This window comes from Terriglobia bacterium (assembly GCA_020073185.1).
Taxonomy (GTDB): domain Bacteria; phylum Acidobacteriota; class Terriglobia; order Terriglobales; family Acidobacteriaceae; genus JAIQGF01.
This window is the reverse complement of record JAIQFT010000017.1, coordinates 1-13,736: the sequence shown is the minus strand read 5'-3', so window position 1 is coordinate 13,736 and position 13,736 is coordinate 1. Positions and strand designations below refer to the sequence as shown.

At 60.3% G+C, this 13,736-nt stretch carries 11 protein-coding genes; 5 read left to right on the top strand and 6 right to left on the bottom strand.

The genetic code is table 11. The features are described from left to right. The first annotated feature begins 20 nt into the window (after positions 1-20). A complete protein-coding gene (locus LAN64_08100) occupies positions 21-443 on the top strand; it encodes a hypothetical protein (protein MBZ5567799.1) in 423 nt (140 codons plus the stop codon). 159 nt (positions 444-602) lie between these two features. On the opposite strand, the gene LAN64_08095 is transcribed toward LAN64_08100, so the two are convergent. Together LAN64_08095 and ligD are read right to left on the bottom strand one after the other, a co-directional pair. Then, positions 603-1,187 carry a FecR family protein gene (locus LAN64_08095; GenBank protein MBZ5567798.1) on the bottom strand — a complete coding sequence of 195 codons (585 nt, stop codon included), beginning with the start codon at positions 1,185-1,187 and terminating at the stop codon, positions 603-605. 226 nt (positions 1,188-1,413) lie between these two features. Further along, entirely contained in the window at positions 1,414-3,885 is a 2,472-nt protein-coding gene (ligD, locus tag LAN64_08090; GenBank protein ID MBZ5567797.1) for a DNA ligase D, read from the bottom strand. Between the two features lie 76 nt (positions 3,886-3,961). Between ligD and LAN64_08085 the strand changes: the two genes are divergently transcribed. Beyond that, complete coding sequence (locus LAN64_08085; GenBank protein ID MBZ5567796.1) at positions 3,962-4,825, top strand: Ku protein; 864 nt, start codon at positions 3,962-3,964, stop codon at positions 4,823-4,825. Positions 4,826-4,910: 85 nt separating this feature from the next. Here the strand turns inward: LAN64_08085 and LAN64_08080 are convergent, their stop codons facing one another. Both LAN64_08080 and LAN64_08075 read right to left on the bottom strand, forming a co-directional pair. Then, on the bottom strand, positions 4,911-7,637 hold the full coding sequence (locus LAN64_08080; protein MBZ5567795.1) for a TonB-dependent receptor: 2,727 nt from the start codon (positions 7,635-7,637) through the stop codon (positions 4,911-4,913). Between the two features lie 115 nt (positions 7,638-7,752). Next, positions 7,753-8,079: a hypothetical protein gene (locus LAN64_08075; protein ID MBZ5567794.1), complete on the bottom strand. Its 327-nt coding sequence runs from the start codon at positions 8,077-8,079 to the stop codon at positions 7,753-7,755. A gap of 234 nt (positions 8,080-8,313) precedes the next feature. Between LAN64_08075 and LAN64_08070 the strand changes: the two genes are divergently transcribed. Together LAN64_08070 and LAN64_08065 are read left to right on the top strand one after the other, a co-directional pair. Then, positions 8,314-9,105: a slipin family protein gene (locus tag LAN64_08070; protein ID MBZ5567793.1), complete on the top strand. Its 792-nt coding sequence runs from the start codon at positions 8,314-8,316 to the stop codon at positions 9,103-9,105. A 61-nt stretch (positions 9,106-9,166) separates the two neighbouring features. After that, positions 9,167-9,805 (top strand): SPOR domain-containing protein, encoded by a 639-nt coding sequence (locus tag LAN64_08065; GenBank protein MBZ5567792.1) that lies wholly within the window; start codon positions 9,167-9,169, stop codon positions 9,803-9,805. An 88-nt stretch (positions 9,806-9,893) separates the two neighbouring features. Here LAN64_08065 and LAN64_08060 read toward each other — a convergent pair whose 3' ends face one another. Beyond that, a complete protein-coding gene (locus LAN64_08060; protein MBZ5567791.1) occupies positions 9,894-10,502 on the bottom strand; it encodes a sulfite oxidase-like oxidoreductase in 609 nt (202 codons plus the stop codon). A 220-nt stretch (positions 10,503-10,722) separates the two neighbouring features. Further along, positions 10,723-11,655 carry a hypothetical protein gene (locus LAN64_08055; protein ID MBZ5567790.1) on the bottom strand — a complete coding sequence of 311 codons (933 nt, stop codon included), beginning with the start codon at positions 11,653-11,655 and terminating at the stop codon, positions 10,723-10,725. 251 nt (positions 11,656-11,906) lie between these two features. Here LAN64_08055 and ftcD point away from each other — a divergent pair, with 251 nt between their 5' ends. Next, positions 11,907-13,385, top strand: coding sequence for a glutamate formimidoyltransferase (ftcD, locus tag LAN64_08050; protein ID MBZ5567789.1), 1,479 nt, complete (start codon positions 11,907-11,909; stop codon positions 13,383-13,385). The last annotated feature ends 351 nt before the right edge of the window (positions 13,386-13,736 follow it).

Here is a 13,736-nt window from a genome sequence, read left to right as displayed (position 1 = left end):
TGTCATAGATGGTGAAAGCGATGCAAATCGCGATCCTGGCAATGTCTATGACGTCGCTGGCGAAAGCTGCCGGCACCTGCCCGGTGACCTTGGTCAGCGGCGCAACTGAGCCGGACGGCATCAGCCTCAGGTTCCGCAACGCCGGCAAACTTCCGATCCGGCGGCTGGAATTCAATTGCAACGTCATGCGGGTTCGGCTCGGCGAAACGCGACGACAACTCGTCTGCCGCGAGGACAATGCCCTGTTCTATCCGGGAACCGAGTACACGGTGAGATATCCCTACCCCGATGGCACGCCGCGGCCAGTACAGGTGTCGCTGAAGAGCGTCACGACGTTGGGCGGATATGTCTGGAAGGCGTCAAAGAACGACGATTGCCGAAAGCTGACGATTGAGCCGGCGGCAGCCGCGAAACAGGCGCGCGCGAGCAAGTCGCCAAAGTAATCGCCGCCTCAAAGCGCGACGCGCAGGGTTCCGCCGCATACGCCAAAACAGCAGCGTACCCGAAACCAACGAACACCAGTTGCTTTCGCCAGGAGATAGGTTTCACGAGGGCATTCTATTGTGCAGGGGCGGGGCGGGCCGGTATTGCGGCGGCAATCGCTAGTGTGCGCTCACGGGCGTGGCGTTTTCGGAGTTGATGAGACCCACAGCTACGCCGGCCGCGACAGCGCCAGCGACCACGATCAGAATGCCGATATCGTCATTGTGCAACCAACTCCACCTGGCCGCGCCCCTGGGTGAGTTCTCCGAGTCTTTGTCTTTCGGAAGCTTGACTCTCAGACCTCTGACCGCGGGCACGGGCTGTGTTTGCTGCCCATCGCTGACATCAACCTTGCCTTCCAGAGCGAGGAGTTGCAATTCATCGTTCCCTCGCTTGGCCAGGAACCTGGCGCGCACGCCGGGAGGCGTCGAGATGGTGAGATTGTCGACTTTGGTGGAGGCACCGGATTCGGAGCTTACGACCACCGAACCTTCGATCAGCTCCAGCGCCTTGGCGCCGAGCTTCACGCTGGTGTTCGACGCCAGCGAAACGACTGTGCCGCGGCCGGTGACGACAGCTTTCGAGTTGCCACCGGTGGCGAGCCGGTCGCCATCGTATCCCACGTCAACGGCGCGGCAGGAATGGCCATCAATCGTGGCATCATTTCCGGAAACATGAATCATGCCGACTACATCCGTGGCCATGGTGGTTGCAGGCACGAGAAAGAGAAGTAAAGACGAAATGACTTTGATCCATTCCACAGGCAAGCAAACACCTCAATGAACGCAAGACTTTCGTTCATGTTGGGCACGGATGGGCGGCACCGTCCAGCACCAAAAGTACATGTACCAAGGTAAGCACCCCCAACGCGGCGCGCGGACGGAGTGTCGCTATGTTGATTCGAGGACGCGAACCGGGTTACGCGCAAACCTACTTCGGCGCGTGGAAGAGTTTTTCCAGCCGTTGCATTGCCGTCTCCAGGCGTTGCGAATTGGTCAGCACCGGGGCAAAGATATCGCCCAAGTCCCGGAATCTGGCGCGGACGTTGGCGAGCGTGAAGTCGAGCGGCGACAATCCCGGCCGCACTTCGCTCCAGCGCAGCGGAGTCGCCACGGGCGCTTTGGGGTGTGCGCGCAGTACGTACGGGGCGGAGATGGTCTTGCCCCAGGAAATCTGCAGGTAGTCGAAATAAACTTTCCCCTTTTCGCGCTGTGTCAAGGTGCGCGGGGTGGTGAACAGTCCCGGACGCTCCGCGATCACCAGCCGGGCAATGATTTCGGCGAAGGTACGCACTTGCTCGTAGGTGTAGTCAGCCGCGATCGGCACATACACGTGCATGCCATCGCCGCCGGTGGTCTTGGGATAGCCTTCCAGTTCCAAATCCGCCAACTTGCGGCGAACCAGAAGCGCCGCGTCCACGATGCGGTCGAAGCCGCAGTGATAGGGATCAAGATCAAGCACGATGAAGTCCGGGCAGTCCAGCGATCCGACGCGGCTGAACCAGGGGTTCTGGTCGATGCAACCGAGGTTGGCGAGATACAGCAGGGTCGGCTCATCGTCGCAAATGACAAAACGCTTGGCAGGCGCATTGTCCTCGGCGGCGATTTTCTCCGTGTTCAGCCACGATGCGAACGACGCCGGCGCATCCTTCTGGAAAAAATACTCGCTGTCGATGCCATTGGGATAGCGCTTGAGGGAGAGCGGCCGGCCAGCCAGATGGGGGACCAGCAGCGCCGCGACGTCATGGTAGTAGTTGACTACGTCACGCTTGGTGTAGGCGTCGGCGGGATAGAACACCTTGTTCAGGTTAGTGAACTTCAACTGTCGTCCGCCCACCTCGAGGGTGACTTCCGCCTTGCCTGGCGGCAACAGCTTGGCGTCGTCCGCGGGCGCAGCAGGGGATAAGGCAGCCGACTCGCGTACGCTATCTTTCGCATCCAGGTCGGGACGCATGCCGACGAAAACCGGAGCGCGCAGATGATTGTCGGAGCCCCAGCCGCTGTATCGCACCGAGCAGACCAGCCGGGGAACGACCCAGGTCACATCGGGGATATCTTCATCTGCCGGGAAGGCGCGTCGCTTGCTCGCCAGCTTCTCCAGTTGTGAGTAGATTTCGGCGAGCAACTTGTCGGTGAAGCCGGTCCCCACATTTCCCGCCCAGGTCAGCGTGCCGTTGTCGTAGTAACCCAGCACGAGCGAGGAAAAAGGCTTCCGCCTGCCGCTGGTGAAGCCACAAATCACAAACTCCTGTTGCGTGGCAAACTTTACCTTGACCCAGGAGCGGCTGCGGCCGGATTCGTACTTGCTGTCGAGTCTTTTCGCCACCACACCTTCGAGGCCGTGATCACGCGCCGCCTGCAACACTCGTTGGCCCGTGCCGGAAAAGGACTCCGAGAGCCGCAGGTGCGTTCCGGTATGGAGCACGCTGCGAAGTAATTTGAGCCGTTCGCTCAAGGCGACATCGCGCAGGTCGTATCCGTTCAGGTACAGCAGGTCGAAGGCGACCAGCGAGACGGGCGCGCGACTGCGGCTTTCCGCGGCGACGAAGCCGGTGCGTTGCTGCATCAGGCTGAAGCTGGGCCGGCCGCCGGCATCGAAGGCGACGATCTCGCCGTCGATGATGGCGGAATCGGCCGTGATCAATTCCGGCAGGTGCTGCAACTCCGGGAACTGGCGGTTCAGCAGATGACCGTTTCGCGACAGGAGGCGAAGCTTGCCGCCGGTCACAAAGCACAGCCCGCGGAATCCATCCCACTTAATCTCGTACACCCACTCACCGCCCTCGGGTACGGCGCCGGCCAGCGTGGCCAGCATGGGCTCAACCCGCTCCGGCATGGCAGCCAGCTTGGCCCCCGAAACTAGCGACAAATCCACGCCTCGGCTGCGCACCGGCTCCAGGTGGTCCTCCGCATTCCACCCGTCCTGGGCGGCGAAATCGGGCTTCTTCAGCAGCAGCCACTCGTCTTTCTTGCTGCTCTTGATCCTGACCAGGGCAAAGTTGCCCATGAGCTTGCTGCCGTGCAGTTGAAACTTGAAGTCGCCGCGTTCAAGCTGTTGCTCGGCCGCGGGTTCGCCCAGCGTTTCGAAGGTGCCGGAGTCCCACACGGTCACTACTCCGGCGCCGTAATTACCCGCCGGGATGGTTCCTTCGAAGTCGCCGTATTCCAGCGGGTGATCCTCAACATGAACCGCCAGGCGCTTCTGTTTCGGATCGAGGGTGGGCCCCTTGGGAACGGCCCACGACTTCAGCGCGCCGCCGATTTCCAGACGAAGATCGTAGTGCAGACGCCTGGCGGCGTGTCTCTGCACGACAAATCGCTGGGCCGCCGAAAGTGTGGCATCCGCCTTAGGCTCCGGGGTGCGGGCAAAATCGCGCTTGCGGGAATAATCGTCCAGGGGCATGGTGCGCTTGGCAATATGCTGATTCTATGATACTTCTATTATCCCTTTCTCCCCCGACGCTCTGGCGAGGTGTAGGATGGCAAGCACAGTGTGGAAGGGGCACCTCACGTTTGGATTGGTGTCCCTACCGGTAAAACTCTTTAGCGCGGCACGCAGCGAAACCGTCAGCTTCAACCAGTTGCACGCGACTGATCACTCCCGCGTTAAGCAGGTCCTTTTCTGTCAGGCCGAGGACAAGCCCGTGGCCCGCAACGAACTGGTGAAGGGCTACGAATACGAAAAGGACAAGTACGTCGTCATCGGCGAGGATGACATCAAGAAGGCGGCTCCGCCCTCGTCCAGGACGATGGAGATCCTGGAGTTCGTCAAGTCCGACCAGGTTGATCCCGTGTACTACGAGAGCTCGTATTACATGGCGCCCGACGATGCCGGCGAAAAGCCGTATGCGCTGCTGTTCGAGGCACTGAAGCGCGCGGGCTACGTGGGCATCGCCAAGATCGCGATGCATAACCGCGAGCACATTGTCATTCTGCGTCCCGGCCAGCGCGGCATCCTGCTGCACACCATGTACTACGAGGATGAAGTGCGCAAGATGGAGGAGTTTCGCACCGACAGCTCACTGGTCAAGGACAAGGAACTGGAGCTGGCGATGACTCTGATCAACTCGCTGGCCGCCGAGTTCGAGCCGATCAAGTATAAAGACTCGTACCGCGAAAACCTGATGGCGATGATCCAAGCCAAGGTACAGGGCCGGCAGGTGGTCGAGGCGCCCGCGACCCAGCAACTTGCTCCGGTGATCGACATCATGGAAGCGCTGAAGGCGAGCCTTGCCTTGGGCAAGAAACCAGTGCGCTCGGTTGTCAGTGCGGAGCAACCCGCGGAGGCGATGCCCGAAGCCGAGCCCGCCGCGAAACCAAAGCGAGCGCGAAAGACCGGCTGAGATCGAGCGGCGGGTAAACATCGCCAACAGTCAGTAGGGTGAGGGAGCTACGAGCTTGGGCCGTAGCTCCCTCACCCTTTTGCAATCAGAAATGGAAGCCCAGTTGAGCGGTCACGGTGCGGGGGGAAGCGTAGTGCGTGCCGCTGAAGGTTGACAGAAAGTTGTACAGCGCCACCCGGTTGGTTAAGTTGATGACCGTGAGATTCAGACTCCACTTGTAACGGTCACCGTTGAAGAGGTTGTCGTGCCCCACGGCCAGATCGAAGAGATTACGGGGAGCGATCCGCGGCGGATTGTGGTCATCATCCTCGGTACCCGGCTTCGGTATTGAGATAAGCGTGGAACCGTACTGGGCAGCCGGACAAAGGCTCGTCGGACTGATAGGGGTGGTAGGCGTGGCGCGCACCGCTCCGCAAAACAATCCTGCCTGAAATTGCTGGTCGGGAGTAAGCCCGGAGACATCGACCACAGTATCGCTGCCGTTGGGTCCGTTATTGCAATTTCCGCCGGCGCACGGCACGGGTCCGGCGACCAGACCGTTGTCGTAACGCCAGTTGAAACCGATCCACGGTCCACGCTTCCGAGGCTGGTATTGAATGTGCGTCGTCTGGTTGAACCTCTCGTCGTGATCGATACGGAACACTCCGCCGGGAGCCGATGGAGTAGCGCCGGCTCCGCCCATCTGGGGCAGAAAGAAACGCGCCGCGACCGTGGAGAAGACGGTGAAGGCGGTCAGGCCATGGAAGTCGGTCAGATTGACGCGACCGGCGAAGGCCGGGATTTTGGAGTTATGCCACTGAATCGGAAATGTGATCGGCGTGCTGCCGAGGATGCTGAAATCGTAGGCGTTGTGGGTGTACTTCCAGATGTACTCGCCGGAGAACACCAGATGCCGGCCAAAGGCTTGCTCAAGCCCGGCATGAAATTCATTGCGCCAACCAGGGTTCAAAGGCGTCGTCGACACGGAAGAACAGCCAAGCAATGGGTTCAGGACGGCGTTCGCGCACCCAACGCTGGCGAGCACGAGGTTTTCATTAAAGGGAGTTTCCAGGAGTCGCGCATAGGAGACGCGAAGAACCGTGTTGCTTGGCTTGATGTTATAGGCAACTCCCAAGCGGGGCTCGGCCTCCCGGTGGGTGGATAGCCCATTGTAAAAATCGCCGCGAATTCCGAGGTTGAAAGTCCAGCTTCCTTTCGTGATCGCATCTTGCAGATAGAGCGCGAGCTCCTTCACGTCCGCGTGCCCGCGAAATCCGAAAAGTTTTCCTCCCGCCGTGAGGTCGAAAGGAGCAAGGGTTGTGCACGGGTCGGCAACCGGGATCCCATTCGCATCCACGCACGGATTGCCATTCACGCCCGTGAGTGAACCCAGGAAGGTGGGATCGACGATCCCGAGGTGGTCATTCTCGTTCAGAAACGTATGCTCATACGTGATTCCAGCCTTCAGGTTGTGGATCCCTTTCACGTAGGAAATATCGGAACGCAGACCCGCGTTGGTCAGCGTCCTGTCCTGAGCTACCGTCTGTGACTGAAGATCCGGAACGAAATCGGAGAACGGGTTGCCGCTGGGGTAGTAGTTATACTGGTCCCGCCGCACAAAAGCGCCGAGCGTGAAAACCGCCGTGGAGCCCAACAGTCGGGTCCAGGACGGCGCGATGTTGAATGTCTTAATCTGCGAACGCTGGTCGGTGGGACCAACTGGAAGGCCGTCCGGCCCAAGCCCGTTATTGTTGACCACAAGTCCGTTCCATGCGGTCGCGTTTTGCATGTCGAAAGAGTTTGGGTTCTGGAACCAAGATCGGGTAAAACCCAGGTTCAGGTGAATGGAGTCTGCGTTGGACAACTGAAAATCCAGCCGGTCGAACACATTCTCCAGGTTGCCCTTGGCGTGCATGACCTTAAATTCCGGAGGATCGAGAAAACGCCCGCTGTTAAGCCCACTCAACGAGACAAAATTCCCCCACTTCTGACCTCCGTATGCAAGATTGAAATCGACATTGGAAGTGCCAAAGCTGCCGTAGGAAGTCGTCAGCGCGCCCTTGGGCGTAGTCTGGCCCTGTCCCGAACGGGTGGTGACGTTGATTACGACGCTGGTTTTGTCGCCAAACTGGGCGGGTGGGGCGCCCGCGATCACTTCCAGCGACTGAATCGAATCAATCGGTATCTGGTTCGAAAAGACCTTGCTTTGTTGGTCGGTAATCGGCTGACCGTCAACCGAAAATGAATTTTCCGCATGATCGCCCATGCCGTGGAAATTCCCGTTGGAATCGGCTGCGATTCCGGGGGTTGCCAGCGTCACCAGCGAACTGACGGATGACGACTGGCTTTCCAGAGGAAGCTTGTCAAACACCGCACGATCGACGTCAGTGTGAAACGACGGAGTATTTTCCAAGAGGTCTTCCGCCGTGGCTTCCACGGTGACGCTAATGTCGGCCTTCCCCAGTTTCAGAACGGCGCCCACATTCATCGGCACGATCGACCGCACGTCGATGTCCTGAGCGTAGGAAGCAAATCCCGGCGCGCTGACAGTGAGATGATAGTTGTTGAACGGAACGTTGGAGACGCTGAACGACCCTGACTTGCTCGTAGCCGTCGTGCGCTCAAAGCCGCTAACCGGGTTCCGAATCGCTACCGTTGCGCCCGGAACCACCGCGCCGGTGGGGTCAGCGACCGTACCCGTGATGGTCCCTGCGCCGCCAAGTTGTTGCCCGTACGATGTGCCTGCGATGGCCAGGAAAACCGTGACAATTGTGAACAGCTTGCGCAGAGTTGTTGCGCCAGGATGCCAGTGCGATGAAGCGACAGCGTTCATGATTTTCTCCGTCCACCCGTTCCTATCCACACGGATAGGCGACAAGGCATTTTCCCTTCGCAAAATGGGGACAGGCCCGGTTTCGCTTGAATCGGGCGTGCACTATTGCGCGGAACTAGACGGTGGCGGGCGGAGGACGGATGAAGAGATCGGGCGAAAGGAAGCGGCTGTGCGGATCGCTATCGGGCAGGCTGACGGTGGCGCGAACTCCGGCAACGGCTGGCGCTGCCGCTACGGTCGAAACCAGAATTGTGGGCGCATGCGCCGCAACGCAGATCAGGCAGTGGGTGGCTTTGGGCCCGGTCTGGGCTGTGTCGGGATGCGTGTGGATAACCGCAGCACTCGACGCAAATACCATCAGGACGAGACACAGCGCCGTGGTGAGCCGCTGCAGGCCCGTGGCCGGAACACGATCTCTGCGCGCCAGACTTGAAAATCTCATGGCCAACGTGTACTGAGGCTGATAGATGCGACTTGCAGCAACCGGGTTACATTGAAATTTAAGCCGTGCCAAAGAGACTCAGCGGCAACCGATGATTGCGAATCACCCGGTGGGTCGTGCCTCGTTACTCCCAAGGTTGCCATGCGGTGATTCCCTCATAGAAGGCTGCGCGAAAGCTGTTACAATTCGCGCAGAAACATCCAAATTGGAGAGCCTGCGGAGGCGGACACTGCTATGAATCCGCTCACATTCATTCCTATCGCCATCTTTGTCCTGTACATCCTGAACTCCATCAAGATTCTTCCCGAGTACGAGCGCGGCGTCATCTTCCGCCTGGGGCGATTGCTGCCCGAGCCCAAGGGACCCGGCATTTTCCTGGTGTTTGCGCCGCTGGACAAAATGGTCCGCGTCTCGCTGCAGCAGGAGGCACTGGAGGTCCCGCCGCAGGACATCATCACGCGCGACAACGTCACGCTGAAGGTGAACGCGGTCATCTTCCTGCGCGTGGTGGACCCGCGGCGCGCCGTGGTCGAGGTGAAGAACTACCTCTACCAGACGTCGCAGTTTGCGCAGACCACGCTGCGCTCGGTGCTGGGGGAAGTCGAGCTCGACGAACTGCTGTCGCACCGCGAAAAGCTGAATTTGCGCATCCAGAGCATCCTCGACCAGCACACCGCGCCCTGGGGCGTGAAGGTGGCTAACGTCGAAGTGAAGCAAGTGGACATGCCGGAATCCATGCTGCGCGCCATGGCCAAGCAGGCGGAGGCGGAGCGCGAGAAGCGCAGCAAGATCATCCACGCCGAGGGCGAATTCTCGGCGGCGCAGCGCCTGGTGGACGCGGCACACCTGCTCGCCACCGAGCCTGTCTCCATTCAATTGCGCTACCTGCAGACGCTGACCGAAATCGGGGTGGAGAAGAACACCACCATCGTTTTCCCGTTGCCGGTGGATTTGCTGGAAGGCTTGCAGTCGCTGATTGATAGGCGCATGAAGGATCGCGCGGCGCCGGCGGGAAGCGGAACGTAGCAGGCTTCAGGCTTCAGCGCTTCTGGTTTGCCTTACCTGACGCCTGCATTTTGGAGTAGACATGGACTCTCAGGATCAGGAAGTCACGTTGGGAACGGGCCGCTTGCTGGGCCTGTTCTTCGGGTTGGTGATCGTCTGCGCGCTGTTCTTCAGCATGGGCTTTTCGCTGGGGCGGAAGTCGGCGGCTGAACCGGTGTTGGCGGCCGGGACCGCAGTGATCCACACCAGCGGCGCAACCAAGCCGTCGCCGACAGTGCCAGAGACTCCCGTCAAGCCTGACTGCGCCAGTGGGGGTGAGTGCCCACCGGATAACGGGGCGAGATCCAGTTCCGACGAGCTGACCTTTTACAAGGCGGTCGAGCAGAACGAGCCCAAGGCCAAGCTGGAGTCTCCGGCCAAGCCGCCTGCGCCGCAAGCTTCAACCAGGACCATCGAATCGAAGCCGACAACGCCTGAAGCGACGAAGCCGGTGTCGCTGAGCGTGGGATACATGGTACAGGTGGCGGCGGTCACCAAGCAGGATGACGCCGACGCGCTGGTCAACGCGCTACGCAAGAAAAATTATCCGGTCCTCACCACCAATGGGCCAACGGACAAGTTCTATCACGTGCAGGTCGGGCCGTTCCGGGACGTGAGAGAGGCAGAGTCCATGCGCTCAAAATTGACGGGCGACGGCTACAACCCGATTTTGAAGAAGTAAGGAGTCAGAATGAAGAATGCAGGCGCCCACACGGTTTGCCAGGCATTCTTCATTCCGACTTCCTAATTCTTAATTCCAAGGCTTTCATTCACTCGCTGAAGCGCTGCTCCTTAAACGGATCGCCGTACATGTGATATCCGTTCTGCTCCCAGAAGCCGGCTTGATCGTGATCGAGAAATTCCAGCCCGCGCACCCACTTGACTGACTTCCACGCGTACAGGTGCGGAACAATCAGCCGCAGCGGATAACCGTGGTCGGGCAAAAGCGGTTCGCCGTCGTGATGGGTGGCGAAGAGCACGTTGTCGCGATCAAGGTCGGCCAGCGGCAGGTTGGCGGTGTAGCCCTGCTCGCCGTGCACGAGCACGTGATTCGCTTCCGGCCTGAGCTGCACCAGTTGCAGCATGTCGCGGAAGAGCACGCCCGTCCACGTGTTGTCGAAGCGGCTCCAGCGCGTGACGCAGTGGAAGTCGCTGTGGACCTCCGACTTCGGCAGGCGGTTGAATTCCTCCCAGCTTAACCGCAGCGGTTTCTCGACCAACCCGCGCAGTTGGAAATCCCATTTCGCGGGATCGAAGCGCGGCACGGAGCCATAATGCAACACCGGCCATTTCAGGGTGAGCGATTGCCCCGGAGGCAAGCGTCCCGCCTGCCGCATTTCGCGTTCGCGCCGCTTGCGCTCGTTGCCTTCAAAAAGCATGGTTCGCCTGATTCATGGGATTCGAAAACGTGGGGAAAGTTTCAGGTTCCAGTCGCCGGTGAGGTCGCTGGACAACTTGGGAATCGCACTGAGGCGTTGGACTATCCGATTTCTTCTGTCGCCCGCTGAAGCGGGCTCGCCATCTGCGCAGAGGTGGACCCACGGCTCACACCATGGGCTAGGTTCTGCCGCTCGCTGAGCGAGCTGAGGCGAAATACTTCTACTTAATCACGGACGCGAACAGGTCCGACTGGACCAGGGACCGGAACTTCGCCTCATCGGACTTGAAGTTCAGCTTCAGGTTGGCGCTGTCGGAGTTCACGGTGACGCTGTCGAGCGCGGCCTTCTCCACGCCTTGGGCGTTCATCTTGCGGAATAGGACGCCGGCCTGGATGAGGGAGGAAAGGGTGGCGGCAGTCATGGAGTCCGAGGTCAAGACGCTGAGATTGAAGCTGACGCCGTTGTTGAACTCCATGGTGTAGCGCGAGCCGAGCAGACGCTTGCGGACCACCTCGTAATCGGCGAGCTTGGCGGCGTCGCCGAGGGTGGAGTGCAGCATGTTCTGCGTGCCCTGCGCGTCCAGCACGCTCCACACCGGGCCGGAATCCACGGCCTGGATCATATCGGCGATGGTGGAGTTGCCGTTGAGGGCGGGGGCTTCGCCGTCGCGGGAATCAAGCGCCGACTGCACCGCGGCGCGCTGGCCGAAAAGCATGGTGGAGTCGTCAAGGAAGGTCATCTGCTGGCCGCCGGGCATGGACCAAAGGTCGCTGGTGCGGTACTTCAGGGCCTTGACCTTCTTGGCCTTTATGCGCGCCAGGATCTTCTTGGTGGGAAAAGTACCCTGCGCCAAGCCAATGATCTCGACGCCGCTCTTGGAGCGGAACGAGGCGAAGGTGAGTTGCTCGACGTCGGTGTCGGGGTTAATGCCCACGCCGCGGAGTGAGGACTCGAATTCCTTAAGCTGCTCGGGCAGGACGCGCGCCTTCAGCGCCTGCGCGGTGGGCGAGTTCTTCAAGGCGCGATAGTCAACCGAAATGATTTGTTGGATGTCGGAGGGAATGACGGTCCGCGCCGAGGTACCCAGGGCCGTGGCCATTGCCGGCAGTCCAGCCAGCAACAACATGCAAAGACAAATAACGATGCGCTTCATGAGACCTCTTGAGAATGGTTCCGAGACCATCCCGATGGTGGTTAGCTGCTCCTGGTTGGAACCCGGTTCTGCCCACATTGTAGCGGAAATCATGGTGCGGGCGGTTTGCCGAGTTGGAAATGCGCGGGTCACCTTAGTACAGGGACGGCGGGTTTTCGGTTATCGGTTAGCGGTTGACGGTAAGCAATTCACGCCATGGAAACCGTAAACCAATAACCGAAAAGCGAGAACCAGATGTATCCTAATCGGCTATGTCCACGCTGGTTGAGTGTGTGCCGAACTTTTCCGAGGGCCGCGACAAAGCGAAGATTGATGCCATCATCGAGGCCATGAAAGTCCCGGGCGTTTATCTGCTGGACCGGGAGATGGACACCGACCACAACCGCTGCGTCATCACCCTGGCCGGCGACCGCGAAAACATTGGCGAGGCAGCCATCCGCGGGGTCGGCAAGGCCGCCGAACTGATTGACCTTACCAAGCACCAAGGCGCGCACCCGCGCATGGGCGCCGCCGACGTCATCCCGTTCATTCCCATTGACGGTGTCACGCTGGAGGACTGCGTCGCGATCGCGCGCAAGGTGGGGGCAGAGATCTGGCGGCGGTTCCAGATTCCGGTGTACCTGTACGAGGCGGCGGCGACCACGCCGGAGCGGCAGAACCTGGAGAACATACGGCGCGGGCAGTTCGAGGACATCCGCGACGAGATCGCCACCAACCCGGCACGAAAACCGGATTTCGGCGAGCCGCGGGTGCATCCCACGGCGGGTGCAACGGTGGTGGGCGCACGCAAATTCCTGATCGCATACAACGTGTACCTGAACACGCCGGACGCGGAAATCGCGAAGCACGTGGCCAAGGCGGTGCGGTTTTCCAACGGCGGGCTGCGCCACGTGAAGGGCATGGGGTTGCCGGTGCGCGGCTTGGCACAAGTTTCGATGAACCTGACGGATTTCGAGCAGACGCCGATCGCGCGCGTATTTGAGTACGTGAAGCGCGAGGCGGCGCGCTATGGAGTGCTGCCGGCGTTCAGCGAGATTGTGGGGCTGGTCCCGAAGAAGGCGCTGGAGGACGCGTCGGAGTGGTTCCTGCAGGTGGAGAACTTCGATTCGTCGCTTATTCTTGAAAACCGGCTGGCGGCGGTAATGAGCGGGAAGATGGCGGCCGGCGGGCTGCGCGCGGGAGTTGAGCCGTTTGTCGAGCAACTGGCCGCACCCACAGCGACGCCGGGCGGGGGAAGCGCGGCGGCGGCAGCGGGAGCGATGGCGGCGGCGCTGGCGCACATGGTGGCGGCGATGTCACGCGGGAAAAAGAATTATGTGCAGTACGAGCGCGAGTTGGGCGACGCCATCACCCGCTTGGCGCTGTTGCGCGAGGTGCTGAAGGCGGCGATTGATGAAGACGCGGCGTCCTACGAGGCGGTGGTGGCTGCTTACAAGCAGGCAAAAGATTCCGCCGGGAACGGCGCGGTGTGTGAAGCGCTGCGCAACGCGACCAACGTCCCGCTGGCGGTGGCGGAGTGGGCGCACGAGGTGGGGCAGATTACGGAGAAGCTGGGCGGGATGACGAATCCGAGGATGGCGTCGGACTTAGGGGTGGCTAAAGCGCTGGCGCGGGCGGCGATGGAGGGGGCGATCGCCAACGTCGAGATCAACCTCGAGTCATTGCAGGCGGAAGAGCCCAGGTTCGCGGAAGAGGTCAGGGAGAAGATAACGGCGCTGCGCGGGCATTGACGATTGCAGATTGACGATTGACGATTGCGGAATTGTCAAACCGCGGAATTGTGTTGCGAGGGGGAAGCCCCCAAGGCTCATGCGCCGACCTGGTAACAGGTCGCCGGCTGAAACCGGCTCGGGCGAAACTCATGGACTCGTAACTGGATTAGGAGGTCAGCAATGTTAGCTACCACCCAACAGTCCCAAGAACCTATAAAACAACCTTTTTCGGGCTCTGCGCAGGAATCTGAAAAACTCGTGGATTTACTGGATTCCAGAGTAGCGGTTTGGCGGTACGCTCGGCGGGATGAGCGACAGTGAGTGGACGAAGATTCTGGGGTGGCCGGGTTACCGCGTCTATCGAAGCGA